This window comes from Limnohabitans sp. INBF003 (genome assembly GCF_055396645.1).
The window spans coordinates 1,822,935-1,838,409 of sequence record NZ_AP029222.1 but is presented as its reverse complement, the minus strand read 5'-3'; the positions used below and the strand labels follow the sequence as shown (position 1 = coordinate 1,838,409).

13 protein-coding genes are annotated in these 15,475 nt (G+C 58.0%); 11 read left to right on the top strand and 2 right to left on the bottom strand.

The features are described from left to right. Nucleotides 1-21: 21 nt before the first annotated feature. The 7 genes from ACZ5VE_RS08345 to greA all read left to right on the top strand — a co-directional run bounded on the left by ACZ5VE_RS08345 (nt 22) and on the right by greA (nt 8,886). The gene (locus ACZ5VE_RS08345; protein ID WP_464454732.1) at nt 22-1,122 is read left to right on the top strand and encodes a DegT/DnrJ/EryC1/StrS family aminotransferase; all 1,101 of its coding nucleotides are present in this window, start codon (nt 22-24) and stop codon (nt 1,120-1,122) included. Next, nucleotides 1,122-2,303, top strand: coding sequence for a lipid-A-disaccharide synthase (lpxB, locus tag ACZ5VE_RS08340; protein WP_464454731.1), 1,182 nt, complete (start codon nt 1,122-1,124; stop codon nt 2,301-2,303). The genes ACZ5VE_RS08345 and lpxB overlap by 1 nt, the downstream gene beginning before the upstream one ends. Continuing rightward, entirely contained in the window at nt 2,275-2,892 is a 618-nt protein-coding gene (gene rnhB, locus ACZ5VE_RS08335; RefSeq protein WP_464454730.1) for a ribonuclease HII, read from the top strand. Before lpxB ends, rnhB begins: the two co-directional genes overlap by 29 nt. After that, nucleotides 2,889-3,662, top strand: coding sequence for a TrmH family RNA methyltransferase (locus tag ACZ5VE_RS08330; RefSeq protein WP_464454729.1), 774 nt, complete (start codon nt 2,889-2,891; stop codon nt 3,660-3,662). The genes rnhB and ACZ5VE_RS08330 overlap by 4 nt, the downstream gene beginning before the upstream one ends. Nucleotides 3,663-3,862: 200 nt before the next feature. Further along, nucleotides 3,863-5,026: a glutamine-hydrolyzing carbamoyl-phosphate synthase small subunit gene (gene carA, locus ACZ5VE_RS08325; protein ID WP_464454728.1), complete on the top strand. Its 1,164-nt coding sequence runs from the start codon at nt 3,863-3,865 to the stop codon at nt 5,024-5,026. A gap of 1 nt (nt 5,027) precedes the next feature. After that, entirely contained in the window at nt 5,028-8,306 is a 3,279-nt protein-coding gene (gene carB, locus ACZ5VE_RS08320; RefSeq protein ID WP_464454727.1) for a carbamoyl-phosphate synthase large subunit, read from the top strand. Between the two features lie 103 nt (nt 8,307-8,409). After that, nucleotides 8,410-8,886, top strand: a complete 477-nt coding sequence (gene greA / locus ACZ5VE_RS08315; RefSeq protein ID WP_108287158.1) for a transcription elongation factor GreA — start codon at nt 8,410-8,412, stop codon at nt 8,884-8,886. A gap of 67 nt (nt 8,887-8,953) precedes the next feature. Here greA and ACZ5VE_RS08310 read toward each other — a convergent pair whose 3' ends face one another. After that, a complete protein-coding gene (locus tag ACZ5VE_RS08310; protein ID WP_019428741.1) occupies nt 8,954-9,427 on the bottom strand; it encodes a YhbY family RNA-binding protein in 474 nt (157 codons plus the stop codon). Nucleotides 9,428-9,458: 31 nt separating this feature from the next. On the opposite strand from ACZ5VE_RS08310, the gene ACZ5VE_RS08305 reads away from it, so the two are divergent. From ACZ5VE_RS08305 to glmM, 4 genes are all read left to right on the top strand, one after another. Beyond that, nucleotides 9,459-10,121, top strand: a complete 663-nt coding sequence (locus ACZ5VE_RS08305; protein ID WP_464454726.1) for an RlmE family RNA methyltransferase — start codon at nt 9,459-9,461, stop codon at nt 10,119-10,121. Between the two features lie 106 nt (nt 10,122-10,227). Continuing rightward, on the top strand, nt 10,228-12,144 hold the full coding sequence (gene ftsH, locus ACZ5VE_RS08300; RefSeq protein WP_464454725.1) for an ATP-dependent zinc metalloprotease FtsH: 1,917 nt from the start codon (nt 10,228-10,230) through the stop codon (nt 12,142-12,144). Nucleotides 12,145-12,207: 63 nt separating this feature from the next. Further along, the gene (gene folP, locus ACZ5VE_RS08295; protein WP_464454724.1) at nt 12,208-13,095 is read left to right on the top strand and encodes a dihydropteroate synthase; all 888 of its coding nucleotides are present in this window, start codon (nt 12,208-12,210) and stop codon (nt 13,093-13,095) included. 86 nt (nt 13,096-13,181) lie between these two features. Next, complete coding sequence (gene glmM / locus ACZ5VE_RS08290) at nt 13,182-14,510, top strand: phosphoglucosamine mutase (protein ID WP_464454723.1); 1,329 nt, start codon at nt 13,182-13,184, stop codon at nt 14,508-14,510. A 45-nt stretch (nt 14,511-14,555) separates the two neighbouring features. Here glmM and ppsR read toward each other — a convergent pair whose 3' ends face one another. Then, nucleotides 14,556-15,377, bottom strand: coding sequence for a posphoenolpyruvate synthetase regulatory kinase/phosphorylase PpsR (ppsR, locus tag ACZ5VE_RS08285; RefSeq protein WP_464454722.1), 822 nt, complete (start codon nt 15,375-15,377; stop codon nt 14,556-14,558). Between the last annotated feature and the right edge of the window lie 98 nt (nt 15,378-15,475).

Genomic DNA, 15,475 nt, shown 5'->3' with positions numbered 1-15,475 from the left:
TGAATATTTGAAAGGTACGCCATGCGCATCCCTATGGTCGATCTGGTCGCGCAATACCGCGATCTCCAGCCCAAACTGGAACCTGCATTTTTGAGTGCCTTGAGCGCAGCGCAGTTCATCCTTGGACCCAACGTCCAGGCGTTTGAAAAAGAAGCGGCTGCCTATCTGGGGGTAGCGCACGCCATCACCTGCGCCAACGGCACGGATGCTTTGCACCTGGCTTTGCTGGCGGCCGACATCGGCCCCGGAGACGAGGTCATCACCACACCATTCACCTTCATTGCCACGGCCGAAGCGATTGCCTATGTGGGTGCAAAAGCGGTGTTTGTGGACATTGACCCACGCACCTTCAACATCGACGTCGAGCAGGCCCGTCGTGCCATCACGCCTCAAACCAAGGCCTTGCTGCCTGTTCATTTGTTTGGGCAACCCGCTGACCTGGCCCCTTTGATGGCTTTGGCCAAAGAGCATCAACTGCAGTTGGTGGAAGATTGCGCGCAATCGTTTGGTGCCGATATCGGTGGCCGCAAAACCGGCGCGATCGGCGATGTGGCGGCCTTCAGCTTTTTCCCCAGCAAAAATTTGGGCTGTTACGGCGATGGTGGCATGGTGACCACACAGTCGGATGCCATGGCCGAAAAGTTGCGCATGCTGCGCAACCACGGCAGCAAGGTGCGTTACTACCACGACATCATTGGCTACAACAGCCGCCTTGATGAGTTGCAGGCGGTTGTGCTGCGGGCCAAGATGCCCTTGATTGACCAATACAACCAGGAGCGCCGCCGCGTCGCGCACCGTTACAACGCTGGTTTGGCGGGCCTGAACTTGCAAACGCCTTTTGAAGACGGTGTGGGCCTGCATGTGTACCACCAGTACACCTTGTTGACCGATGACCGTGCTGCGATTCAGCAAGCCTTGACCGAGCAGAAAATTGCCAGCGCCATTTATTACCCCGTGCCTTTGCACCAGCAAAAAGTCTTTGCTGAAATCGCTGCGGGTTCGAGCTTTCCTGTCACTGAATCGGTGGCTGCACGCTGCTTGTCTTTGCCGATTTATCCCGAGCTGAGCAACGATGCTGTGGATGAAGTTTGCGGTGTCATTCGTCAGGCTTTGAAGGCGTGATGAACGAGAAAGACGCGCGGCCACTTTCTGGACCCGCACCAGCGCAAGATCTGCGTTTGTGCATGGTCGCTGCCGAGCGTTCAGGTGACATGCTGGCCGCTTTGTTGTTGCAGGGCATGCGCAAAAGCTGGCCTCAACTGCAGGCGTCGGGCATTGGTGGTCCGCAGATGGATGCGACCGGTTTTGTCTCGCGCTGGTCTTGCGATGAGTTGTCGGTGCGTGGTTTGGTTGAAGCCCTTTGGCGTTACCGTCACATCAACGGCATCCGCCAGACCTTGATTCAGGATTTGCTGGCTTCTCCGCCCGATTTGTATGTCGGCGTGGATGCGTCCGACTTCAATTTGCCGGTGGAGCGTTTGCTGCGTCAAAAGGGTGTGCCCACGGTTCAACTGGTGTGCCCATCGATCTGGGCATGGCGACCTGAGCGCGTGCAAAAGATTCGCGACAGCGTGGACCGCGTCCTGTGCATTTACCCGTTTGAGCCCGACTTGTTGGCGCAGCACGGCATCCAAGGCACTTTTGTGGGGCACCCCGTGGCCGATGTGATTGCGCTCGAGCCCGATCGCCTCCAGGCGCGCCAGGCCTTGGGGCTGCCTGCCGATGCCACTGTCGTGGCTTTGTTGCCTGGCAGCAGGCCATCCGAAGTCAAAGGTCTGGCGCTGCCGTTTCTTCAGGCCGCCAAACGCATGCTTGCGTTGCGACCCGGTTTGCAGTTTGTGCTGCCCACACATGCCCCTTTGCAGCCCATGGTCGAAGCTGCCATTGCTCGTGCCGGCATGCAAGGTCATGTGCATTTGGTCATGGGGCGTTCGCATGAGGTGCAGGCTGCCTGCGATGTGGCCTTGGTGGCCAGCGGCACGGCCACCCTTGAGACTGCTTTGCACAAACGCCCCATGGTCATCGCCTACAAAATGCAATGGCTGTCTTGGCAGATTGCCAACCGCAAGCGCTTGTTGCCCTGGATTGGTTTGCCCAACATTTTGTGCAATGAAAGCTTGGTACCGGAGTTTTTGCAAGAGCAGGTACAACCAGAGGCATTGGCCAAGGCCGTTTTGCAATGGCTCGACGATCCGGCGGCTGTTGCCCAAATTCAGCAACGCTTTACCAAGCTGCACCATCAATTGCGTCAGGACATGCCGACGCTGGCGACCCATGCGATCCAAAAAGTCCTTGCCGCTTGAGCAAAAAACATTGAATTGGGACACCGCGGGCCTTATGGCTGGCGTGGATGAGGCTGGGCGCGGGCCCTTGGCCGGGCCCGTGGTGGCGGCGGCCGTGATTCTGGACGATTTGCAGCCGATTGCCGGATTGAACGATTCCAAGAAACTGTCTGCCAAGCGCCGTGAGCAGTTGTTTGACGAGATCCGTGCGCGGGCTTTGTGCTTTTCAATTGCCCAAGCGACGGTGCAGGAAATTGACCAGCTCAATATTTTGCAGGCCACGATGCTGGCCATGAAACGCGCGGTCGAAGGCTTGCGCCTGAAGCCCCAAATGGTCTTGGTGGATGGCAACCGATTGCCAACGCTGGATATTTTGGCCGAAGCCATCGTTCAAGGCGATGCCTTGGTGCCCGCCATCTCTGCGGCGTCCATTTTGGCCAAGGTGCACCGTGATCGATTGTGTGAAGAGATGCATGAACGCTACCCGGCCTATGGGTTTGACCAACACAAGGGTTATGGGACTGCACAGCACTTGGCCGCCTTGCAAACGCATGGACCGGCAGACTGTCACAGAATGACTTTTGCCCCGGTAGCCAGGAGCGTCCGATGAATTTGATCACCTCCCGCGACAACCCGCAGGTCAAAGCTTGGCGGCGTTTGGCGCAAGAAACGACGGCATACCGCAAAGCGGGGCAGTTCTGGCTCGAGGGCGACCATCTGTGCCGTGCCGCCATCGATCGGGGCGTCAAGCCCTTGCAAATCGTGTTGAGTGCCTCTTGCTTTGAAGAGCAAGGCTCGCAGTGGGCGGTTTTGACCGATGCCTTGTTTGTCCTGCCCGATGCGTTGTTTGCCAGCCTGAGTGGCCTTGAGTCACCTGCCCGAATGGGCTTTGTGGTGGCTTGGTCGGCGCAGGGGCAAGTTTTGTCGGATGCCTCCACCGTGGTTCTGGACCGTTTGCAGGACGCGGGCAATGTGGGGGCGATTTTGCGCTGCGCCTCGGCTTTTGGATACCGCCAGGTATTGGCCATCAAAGGGACTGCGGCCCTGTGGTCACCGAAGGTGCTCAGGGCGGGCATGGGGGCTCATTTCGGTTTGCATCTGGTCGAATCGGTCGGTGACACCGATGTTGCTGCTTTGTCGGTGCCCTTGCTGACCACGAGCTCTCATGAAGGGCCGTTTCTGCATGAATTGCTGCAACGCGGCGAATTGCCCCAAAAGTGTGCCTGGGTATTGGGCCACGAAGGGCAGGGCGTGAGTGACGCTTTGATGGCTTTGGCACACCAAAAAGTGCGCATTGCCCAGCCTGGCGGAGAAGAATCGCTCAATGTGGCCACGGCTGCGGCCATTTGCCTGCACGCCAGTGCCACGGCTGCTGTTTAAGCCCTGAGGGGCGCTTTGACTGGTCGTTTTGTCGTGGGATTGTCAGGGTTTTCGAGCGGTCCTCAGCTATAATGAGAGGCTTTCCCGCATCAACCTGTACGCCACAGTCCATCCCAGGCCCAATCCTCGAACAAGCAGCCAAAAAGAGATCGCATCTCTGGTGAGTGCTGAGGCGTACCCGAACTATTCCGGAGAACCCAGTGCTTTTGTCTCTTCAGGGAACCTTCCCGCCCGCCATCTTGGCGCTCGCAGACGGCACGGTCTTTATCGGCAACTCGATCGGAGCCACCGGCTCCACAGTCGGCGAAGTGGTGTTCAACACCTCGCTCACCGGCTACCAGGAAATCCTCACCGACCCCAGCTATTGCCAGCAGATCGTCACTTTGACGTACCCGCACATTGGCAACTACGGCGTCAGCGTGGAAGACATCGAAGCTGACAAAGTCCATGCTGCAGGCTTGATCATCAAAGACCTGCCCTTGATCGCGAGCAACTTCCGCTCTAGCCAAACTCTTTCGTCCTATCTTGTTGACGCTGGCACCGTGGCCATTGCCAACATCGACACCCGCCAGTTGACCCGCATCTTGCGCACCAAAGGTGCCCAAAACGGCGCCATTGTCGGCTTGGCCAAAGGCCAGACGGTTACCCAATTGCTCATTGACCAGGCGATTGCCGCAGCGAAGGCCGCTCCCAACATGGCCGGCCTGGATCTGGCGCAAAAAGTCACTGTGACCCAGTCTTACGACTGGACACAAACGGAGTGGAAGCTTGGCGAAGGTTACGGCACCCAGACTTCCCCCAAGTTCCATGTGGTGGCATACGACTACGGCGTCAAGAAGAACATCTTGCGCATGTTGGCCGAGCGCGGTTGCAAGGTGACCGTGGTTCCCGCCAAAACATCTGCGGCCGAAGTGCTAAAGCACAAGCCCGATGGCATCTTCTTGTCCAATGGCCCTGGCGACCCACAGCCTTGCGACTACGCGATTGCTGCTGCGGCCGAGTTGATCGAAACCGGCATTCCGACATTTGGCATTTGCCTGGGTCACCAGATCATGGCCTTGGCCAGCGGCGCCAAAACCTTCAAGATGAAGTTTGGCCACCACGGCGCGAACCACCCTGTGAAAGACCTCGACACGGGGCGCGTGTCCATCACCAGCCAAAACCACGGTTTTGCCGTGGACGAAAAGTCCTTGCCCGCCAACTTGCGTGCCACGCACGTGTCCTTGTTTGACGGCACCTTGCAGGGCCTGGCCCGCACCGACAAGCCGGCGTTCTGCTTCCAGGGTCACCCCGAAGCTTCACCCGGCCCGCACGATATTGCTTACCTCTTTGACCGCTTCATCAAACTGATGGAGGCGAAATAACATGCCAAAGCGCACCGACCTCAAAAGCATCCTCATCATTGGCGCCGGCCCGATCATCATTGGTCAGGCTTGCGAGTTCGACTACTCCGGCGTGCAGGCTTGCAAAGCCTTGCGTGAAGAGGGTTACAAGGTCATTCTGATCAACAGCAACCCTGCGACGATCATGACCGATCCGGCCACGGCCGATGTGACTTACATCGAACCTATCACCTGGCAAACCGTCGAGAAGATCATTGCCAAAGAGCGCCCTGATGCCATCTTGCCCACCATGGGCGGCCAGACTGCGCTCAACTGCGCTTTGGACCTGTGGCACAACGGCGTGCTCGAAAAGTACAAGGTTGAGTTGATCGGCGCCACGCCAGAGGCCATCGACAAAGCCGAAGACCGCCTGAAGTTCAAAGACGCCATGACCAAAATTGGTCTGGGCTCAGCGCGCTCGGGCATTGCCCACAGCATGGAAGAAGCTTGGGACGTGCAAAAGACTTTGGGCTTCCCCACGGTCATTCGCCCCAGCTTCACGCTGGGCGGCACGGGCGGCGGCATTGCCTACAACCCCGAAGAATTCGAAGTCATCTGCAAACGCGGTCTGGAGGCTTCGCCCACCACCGAGTTGCTGATTGAAGAGTCCTTGCTCGGCTGGAAAGAGTACGAGATGGAAGTGGTGCGCGACAAGGCGGACAACTGCATCATCATTTGCTCGATCGAAAACTTGGATCCCATGGGCGTGCACACCGGTGACTCGATCACCGTGGCACCAGCCCAGACGCTGACCGACAAGGAATACCAAATCTTGCGCAACGCCTCTTTGGCTGTGTTGCGTGAGATCGGTGTGGACACCGGCGGCTCCAACGTGCAGTTCTCGATCAACCCCAAAGATGGCCGCATGGTCGTCATCGAGATGAACCCCCGCGTATCGCGTTCATCGGCACTGGCGTCCAAAGCCACGGGTTTTCCGATTGCCAAAGTCGCTGCCAAATTGGCGGTGGGTTATACGCTCGACGAGTTGCGTAACGAGATCACGGGCGGTGCCACCCCCGCGTCTTTTGAGCCTTCGATCGACTACGTGGTCACCAAGATCCCGCGCTTTGCCTTCGAAAAATTCCCGACTGCCGACAGCCGCCTGACCACCCAGATGAAATCGGTGGGCGAGGTCATGGCCATGGGCCGCACCTTCCAGGAGTCTTTCCAGAAAGCCCTGCGCGGCCTGGAAGTCGGCGTGGACGGCATGAACGAGAAAACCCAGGACCGTGAAGTGCTGGAAAAAGAGCTGGGCGAGCCCGGGCCCGAGCGCATCTGGTATGTGGGCGATGCTTTCGCCATGGGCCTAAGTGTGGACGAGGTGTTTGCCTTGACCAAAATCGACCCTTGGTTCTTGGTGCAGATTGAAGAAATCGTGAAGATCGAACTTGAGTTGGAAACCACCACACTCGAAGCCATCACGGCCGAAGAGTTGCGTGCGCTCAAGAAGAAAGGCTTCTCGGATCGCCGTTTGGCTAAATTGCTGAAGATCACTGAGCATGTGGTGCGCGCCCGTCGTCACGAATTGAACATCCGCCCCGTCTACAAGCGCGTGGACACCTGTGCGGCCGAGTTTTCGACCGACACCGCTTACATGTACTCGTGCTACGAAGGAAATGGCAACACCTTCGGCGTGGGAGACGCCGAGTGCGAAGCCGAACCTACGACCAACAAGAAGATCATGGTCCTCGGTGGTGGCCCGAACCGCATTGGTCAGGGCATCGAGTTTGACTACTGCTGCGTGCACGCGGCACTCGCCATGCGCGAAGATGGCTATGAAACCATCATGGTCAACTGCAACCCCGAAACCGTGTCGACCGACTACGACACTTCGGACCGCTTGTACTTCGAACCCGTCACCTTGGAAGACGTGCTCGAAATCGTGGACAAGGAAAAGCCCACCGGCGTGATCGTGCAATACGGTGGCCAAACGCCTTTGAAATTGGCGCTCGACTTGGAAGCCGCTGGCGTGCCCATCATCGGCACCAGCCCCGACATGATCGATGCGGCCGAAGACCGCGAGCGTTTCCAGAAGCTGCTGCAAGACCTGGGTCTGCGTCAGCCACCCAATGCCACAGCCCGCACCGAACCAGAAGCTTTGGAAAAAGCTGCAGCCTTGGGTTACCCCTTGGTGGTGCGCCCCAGCTATGTGCTGGGTGGCCGCGCCATGGAAATCGTGCACGAGCAACGCGACCTGGAGCGCTACATGCGCGAAGCGGTCAAGGTGTCGCACGACTCGCCCGTGTTGCTCGACCGTTTCTTGAACGACGCCATCGAGTGCGATGTGGACTGCTTGCGCGACCCTGAAGGCAAGACCTTCATCGGCGGCGTGATGGAACACATTGAACAAGCGGGCGTGCACAGCGGTGACTCGGCTTGCTCGCTGCCGCCTTACTCCCTGTCGTTTGCCACGGTGGACGAACTCAAGCGCCAATCGGCCGCCATGGCCGGTGCTTTGCATGTGGTGGGCTTGATGAACGTGCAGTTCGCCATCCAGCATGTCGATGGCAAAGATGTCATCTATGTGCTGGAAGTGAACCCCCGCGCTTCACGCACCGTGCCTTATGTCTCCAAAGCCACGGGCATCCAGTTGGCCAAAGTGGCTGCGCGCTGCATGGCCGGTCAAACCTTGGCCTCGCAAGGCATCACGAAAGAAGTCACGCCACCTTATTTCAGCGTGAAAGAAGCGGTGTTCCCGTTCGTGAAGTTCCCGGGCGTCGATACGATTCTGGGCCCAGAGATGAAGTCCACCGGTGAAGTCATGGGCGTGGGCAAGACCTTTGGCGAAGCCTTTGTGAAGAGCCAATTGGGGGCAGGCACCAAGTTGCCACGTCCGACGAAGACCGACGGCACGCCTTCTGGCAAGGTGTTCATCTCGGTGAAAAACAACGACAAACCCCGTGCTATCGAGGTGGCGCGCCAACTCGTGGCACAAGGGTTCGAATTGATCGCGACCAAGGGTACTGCTGCAGCGATCAACGCCGCAGGCGTGGCCTGTGCCACGGTGAACAAAGTGACCGAAGGTCGCCCTCACATTGTGGACATGATCAAGAACAACGAAGTTGTGCTGGTGATCAACACGGTTGAAGAGCGTCGCAATGCGATCGCTGACTCGCGTCACATCCGCACCTCGGCCTTGCTCAACCGCGTCACGACCTTCACCACCATTGCCGGTGCGGAAGCGGCCGTGGAGGGCATGAAGTACATGGACCAGCTGGATGTGATTTCCGTTCAGGAAATGCACGCGCAACTGGCGGCCTGAAGTCGCAGCCCAAGCCCTGTGCCTGGCACCTGGGTGCAAGGCATAATGCAATCAATGACCGCCGAGTCTCAACACTCGGCGGTTTGCTTTTGGAGAACTGAACATGTCAACCATCCCGATCACAAAACGCGGTGCTGAAAAACTCAAAGACGAGTTGCACCGCCTCAAGACAGTCGACCGCCCTGGCGTGATTCAAGCCATTGCCGAAGCGCGCGCGCAAGGTGATCTGAGCGAGAATGCCGAATACGATGCGGCCAAAGACCGTCAAGGCTTCATCGAAGGCCGGATTCAGGAAATCGAAGGCAAGCTCTCAGCGGCACAAATCATCGATCCGGCATCGGTGGATGCGGGTGGGCGTGTCGTGTTTGGCACCACCGTGGAGCTCGAAGACGAGAGCTCTGGTGAAGCCGTGACGTACCAAATTGTGGGTGAGGACGAGGCCGATTTGAAATTGGGCTTGATCAACATCAGCAGCCCGATTGCCCGTGCCTTGATTGGCAAAGAAGAGGGCGATGTGGCGGAAGTGCAGGCACCAGGTGGTGTGCGTCGTTATGAAATCGTGGGTGTTTCATACATCTGATCAATGAAAAAGGCCGTTGTGAAACGGCCTTTTTCGTGTCGCCTGCTGGTGTCAGGCAAGGTGTGCGTCAGTCGTGGCGGCCTTTTTTGACCGACTTTTGCTTGGGCTTGGCCCGTTTGATTTGGCCTCCAGCCGCCAGACGTTGGTTGCCCAAAACGCGAACGGTTTTGACTTCGGGTCGTTGACCGCCGCGTGAGCTGTATTTGAGAATTTTGAAATCGCGTGGACCGGCTTTACGGTCCTCGTCAACTTCCTTGATCTTTTCGGGTTGTGGGCGCCAGAGGATCAGCAATTTGCCGATGTGCTGGATGGGCGCAGCGTTGAGCTGGTCGGCGAGTTGGGCAAACATGGCTTCTCGCGCAGCACGATCGTCGCCCAGAACCCGGATTTTGATCAGGCCATGCGCATTCAGGGCCGCTTCGGTTTCCTTGACGACAGCAGGGGTCAGGCCATCGCCCCCGATCATGACGACCGGATCAAGGTGATGGGCATCGGCGCGAAAGACTTTGCGCTCGGAAGGTGTAAGTTGTATTTGGGGCATCCCCGTATTATCCCCGCAAGGACGCAGAAGAATGAAAGTCAAAACCAAAAGTAAAAAGGTCAACAAAGCGTGGTTGAACGACCACGTGAATGACACCTACGTGAAATTGGCCCTGAGAGAGGGTTACCGGGCGCGGGCTGCCTATAAATTGAAGGAAATCGACGAAACCCTCGGTTTGATCCGTCCTGGCAACTTGGTGGTGGATCTGGGCTCGGCCCCAGGTGCCTGGAGCCAGTACTTGCGCAGGCGGCTGTCGCCCGATGGCGCGGCAGTGGGGGCGCTCAATGGAACGATCATTGCGCTGGACCTTTTGCCGATGGCCCCCGTGGAAGGGGTTCACTTCATTCAGGGCGATTTTCGCGAAAACGAGGTCGCCGCTTTGCTGGAGACCGCATTGCAGTGGCGTCAGGCGGATGTGGTGGTGTCTGACATGGCCCCCAATTTGTCGGGCATCGAGTCGTCAGATGCCGCCCGCATCCTGCATTTGATTGAGTTGGCGGTCGAGTTTGCCCAAAACCACATGAAACCCGAAGGGGCCTTGGTCGTCAAAGTGTTCCATGGCAGTGGCTACAGCCAGATCGTGAAAATGTTCAAGGAGACCTTCAAGGTGGTCAAGCCGATCAAGCCCAAGGCTTCACGGGACAAGTCCTCGGAGACTTTTTTGGTGGGTATGGGGCTGATTCAAGGCGATTGATGTCGTAATTCCTGCCTTTTCGAGGGCCAAAACCCCTCCCGTCAGCCATGAGGGCCTTCTGCAGGCCTAGAATCACCACAGTCATTTTTTTCGATTGGAGCCTCTCTTGAATAACCCTTGGTTTTCCAAAATTGCCGTTTGGATGGTGATTGCCATGGTGCTGTTCACCTTGTTCAAGCAATTTGACAACCGTGGTGTCGCAGGTGCGAACGCCATTGGCTATTCAGATTTTCTGGAAGAGGTTCGCGGTAACCGCATCAAGAGCGCCACGATTTCCGAGAGCCCTGGCGGCACCGAGATTCTGGCAGTCACCAACGACGACCGCCGTATCAAAACCACCGCGACCTATCTGGACCGTGGTTTGGTCGGGGACCTGATCAATGCGGGCGTCAAATTTGATGTCAAACCCCGCGAAGAAGGCTCCTTGCTCATGACTTTGCTGGTCAGCTGGGGCCCGATGCTGCTGTTGATCGGTGTCTGGGTGTATTTCATGCGCCAGATGCAAGGCGGCGGCAAAGGCGGCGCCTTCAGCTTTGGCAAGTCCAAAGCCCGCATGCTGGACGAAAACAACAACCAGGTCACGTTTGCCGATGTGGCTGGTTGCGATGAAGCCAAAGAAGAAGTCAAGGAAGTCGTGGACTTCCTGAAAGACCCGCAAAAGTTCCAGAAGCTGGGTGGCCGCATTCCCCGTGGTTTGCTGCTGGTTGGCCCTCCAGGAACTGGCAAGACCTTGCTGGCCAAAGGCATCGCAGGCGAAGCCAAGGTGCCGTTTTTCAGCATCTCCGGCTCTGATTTCGTCGAAATGTTCGTGGGTGTGGGTGCTGCCCGTGTCCGTGACATGTTCGAAAACGCCAAAAAGAACGCGCCCTGCATCATCTTCATTGATGAAATCGATGCCGTCGGTCGCCAGCGTGGTGCCGGTTTGGGCGGTGGTAACGACGAGCGCGAGCAGACCCTGAACCAGATGCTGGTGGAGATGGACGGTTTTGAAACCAACTTGGGCGTGATCGTGGTGGCTGCCACCAACCGCCCCGACATCCTCGATGCCGCTTTGCTGCGCCCGGGTCGCTTTGACCGGCAGGTGTATGTCACCTTGCCCGACATCCGTGGCCGTGAACAAATCCTGAACGTGCACATGCGCAAGGTGCCGATTGGCCAGGACGTCAATGCCGGGGTGATCGCCCGTGGCACGCCAGGCATGAGTGGCGCTGACTTGGCCAACCTGTGCAACGAAGCCGCTTTGATGGCGGCGCGTCGCAACGCCCGTGTGGTCGAGATGGTGGACTTTGAAAAGGCCAAGGACAAAATCCTGATGGGCCCTGAGCGCAAGAGCATGGTCATGCCCGAAGAAGAGCGCCGCAACACGGCTTACCACGAAGCAGGCCATGCCTTGATTGGCAAGTTGTTGCCCAAGTGCGATCCGGTGCACAAGGTCACCATCATTCCCCGTGGCCGTGCCCTGGGTGTGACGATGAGCCTGCCCGAACAAGACCGCTACAGCTACGACAAGGAGTTCATGCTGAACCAGATCAGCATGCTGTTTGGTGGCCGCATCGCCGAAGAGGTGTTCATGCACCAGATGACCACCGGTGCCAGCAACGACTTTGAGCGCGCCACATCCATTGCCCGCGATATGGTGATGCGTTATGGCATGACCGATGCCTTGGGCCCCATGGTCTATGCCGAAAACGAAGGCGAAGTGTTCTTGGGGCGCTCGGTCACCAAGACCACCAACATGAGCGAGTCCACCATGCAAAAAGTGGACATGGAGGTGCGCCGCATCATCGACGAGCAGTACAACCTGGCCCGTCGCCTGATCGAAGAGCACAGTGCCCAGATGCATGCCATGGCCAAGGCCCTGCTGGAGTGGGAAACCATCGACAAGGACCAGATCGACGACATCATGGCTGGGCGCGATCCGATGCCACCGAAAGACTGGACCCCTCGCACGCCGCCCTCCGGTGGTGGCACCGGCGGAGGCACCCCTGCGGTTCAGCCAGAGCCTGCGACCACGGCCGCTTGATTTTTCAAGATCGGTGCAACAAGAGCGGGGCCTTTGGGCCCCGTTTTTCATGGAGTGACCCTTATGGAAATCGACCCTGCTGAATTGAAGACAGTGCCGCGTTGGCAGACCACACGTTTTGAATTGGACCTTTCCCGCCCTTGGGTCATGGGGATTGTGAACGTGACACCCGACTCCTTTTCTGACGGCGGGCAACATGGCGATGTGTCACAAGCCTTGCGGCATGCCGAGCAATTGCTGCGTGACGGTGCTGGCATTCTGGATGTGGGCGGTGAGTCAACGCGGCCTGGCGCAGCCCCTGTGCCTTTGTCGGAAGAATTGGCACGTCTTGTTCCGTTTTTGCGGGAAGCGGTTCGTTGGCAAGTGCCGATCTCGGTAGACACTTACAAGCCTGAAGTGATGCAGGCGGTGCTGGATCTGGGTGTTGACATCGTCAATGACATTTGGGCTTTGCGCCAGCCTGGGGCTGAGCGTGTGGTTTCAGCGCATCCCACTTGTGGTGTGTGTTTGATGCACATGCACCGCGACCCTCAAACCATGCAAATGCAAACCATGACCGGGCATGTGCTGACCGAGGTGGCCACTTTTCTGGAGGAGCGCGCCAAGTCACTCACTGTGCAGGGCATTGCCGCGTCCAGACTGATGCTCGATCCCGGCATCGGTTTTGGCAAAACCGTTGCACAGAACTTTCAGCTGCTGGCCAAGCAGGCTGATTTGTTGCGTTTGGGTTATCCCGTTCTGGCAGGGTGGTCGCGCAAGTCGTCGTTGGGTGCGGCGTTGGTTGAAAACGGACAAATCCCGGAGCCCGCTGAACGACAAGCGGCCAGCATCGCAGCGGCTTTGCTGGCGGTGGAGCGGGGGGCTTGCGTGGTTCGCGTGCACGACGTGAAGCCAACGGTGGACGCGCTCAAAGTCTGGCAGGCCATGCAGCTGCATGCGGATGGGCGCTAAAACGCCAAGTCTCCTTTTTGTCAGGATTCGCGGCCAGCGTGGCCGTTAAAATTCTTTGACTTATTAAAAAAACAAGGATGGTGAGCATGGCGCGTCAATATTTCGGCACAGACGGCATTCGAGGTACCGTGGGCCAAAGCCCCATAACCCCTGATTTCATTTTGCGTTTGGCACACGCCGTGGGCCGTGTTTTGAAGGCGCAAGAGGCACACCCCGTGGTTCTGATTGGGAAGGACACCCGTATTTCTGGCTACATGCTGGAAAGTGCGCTGGAGTCCGGCTTCAACTCGGCCGGGGTTGATGTGGTGTTGCTGGGGCCTGTGCCCACGCCTGCCGTGGCTTACCTGACCCGTGCGCAGCGAGCCTCGCTGGGTGTGGTGATCAGTGCGAGCCACAACCCGTTTGCGGACAACGGCATCAAGTTCTTCAGTGCCCAAGGCAAGAAGCTCTCTGACGCTTGGGAAGAAACGGTCGAGGCGACCTTGTTGGAAGACCCGGTCTGGGTGGACTCTGCCGCTTTGGGCAAAACCCGGCGCCTGGACGATGCAGCGGGTCGCTATATCGAGTTTTGCAAAAGCACTTTTTCCAACGATCTGACCCTCAAAGGCTTGAAGATTGTGGTCGACGCAGCCCATGGCGCGGCCTATCAAATTGCGCCCAAGGTTTTCCATGAGTTGGGTGCCGAGGTGATCGCGATCGGTTGCTCCCCCGATGGCCTCAACATCAACAAAGGCGTGGGGGCCACGCACCCGGAGGCTTTGGTGCAAGCCGTCAAGGACCAAGGTGCCGATTACGGCATTGCGCTCGATGGGGATGCGGACCGTTTGCAATTTGTGGATGCCACAGGCCGATTGTTCAACGGTGACGAGTTGCTGTACCTCATGGTTGCAGACCGCTTGGCCCGTGACGAAGCCGTGCCAGGGGCTGTTGGTACCTTGATGACCAATTTGGCGGTTGAGGTGGCGCTCAAGCAGCGCGGCGTGCAATTTGTGCGCGCCAAAGTGGGTGACCGTTATGTGCTGGAGGTCTTGCACGACAAAGGCTGGTTGCTGGGTGGCGAGGGCTCCGGCCATTTGTTGGCCTTGGACAAGCACACCACAGGCGATGGCTTGGTCAGTGCTTTGCAAGTGCTGCAAGCCTGTGTGGGCAGCGGACAGACCATGGCCCAGTTGCTGGAGGGCATCACGCTGTTCCCGCAAACCCTGATCAATGTGCGCCTGGCACCGGGCTTTGATTGGCAAGGCCATCAGCCTTTGTGGGATGCCACTCGGGCTGCAGAGTCCGAGCTGGGGGATTCGGGCCGGGTGTTGATCCGGGCCAGTGGCACCGAGCCCTTGGTGCGCGTCATGGTGGAGGCGCGCGATGCGGTGCAAGCGCGCCAATGCGCCGAGCGGATTGCCGCAACCCTGTCTTGATCTCCCACCTCAGGTGCCGCCCCAAGCACCGGGCGGGTAAGCCGCTCAGTAAATCAGCCGCTCAGGCTTGATTTCCTGCAGGATGGTGGTGGCGATCTCTTCAATCGACTTGGTTGTGGTCGATAGCCAGCGGATGCCCGAGCGGCGCATCATGGCTTCGGCTTCCGAGACCTCCATGCGGCAGTTTTCAATGCTGGCGTAGCGCGAGTTGGGTCTGCGTTCTGCCCGGATTTCGGCCAGACGGTCCGGGTGAATGCTCAAGCCGAAGATTTTTTTGCGGTGCGGCACCAAGGCCGGAGGCAACTGTTTGCGGTCAAAGTCTTCAGGAATCAGGGGGTAGTTCGCTGCCTTCAGGCCGTGTTGCATGGCCAGATACAAGCTGGTCGGGGTTTTGCCGCTGCGGCTCACGCCCACCAAAATCACATCGGCCGATTCCAGATCCCGGTTGGACTGGCCATCGTCATGGGCCAGCGAGAAGTTGATGGCCTCGATCCGGTCGTGGTATTCCTTGCTTTTGCTGACATCCGAAAAGCGCCCAACCCGGTGGTGCGACTTGATGCCCAGCTCATTTTCCAGTGGGTTGACGAAGGTGCCAAACATGTCCAGCAGCATGCCCTGGCAGTGCTCTTGCAACACTTTGAGCACGTCCATGTTCACCAAGGTGGTGAACACAATCGGTTTGTTGCCCTCGGTCTCGGCGGTGTGGTTGATCTGCCGGACCGCTTGGTGTGCCTTGTCGATGGTGTCGGTGAAGGGCAGGCGCACATGCCGGGTTTTCATGTCGAACTGGGCCAGGATGGCGTTGCCAAAAGTCTCGGCTGTGATGCCGGTGCCGTCAGAGACGAAAAAAACAGTGCGTTTGGACATGGATGCAAAAAATTCAAATGAAGGCGGCACCAAGCCCCCTAAAATGATTTGATTATCCATGGCAGCCCGCATGGCGGTTGAATTCCAAGAACAACAAA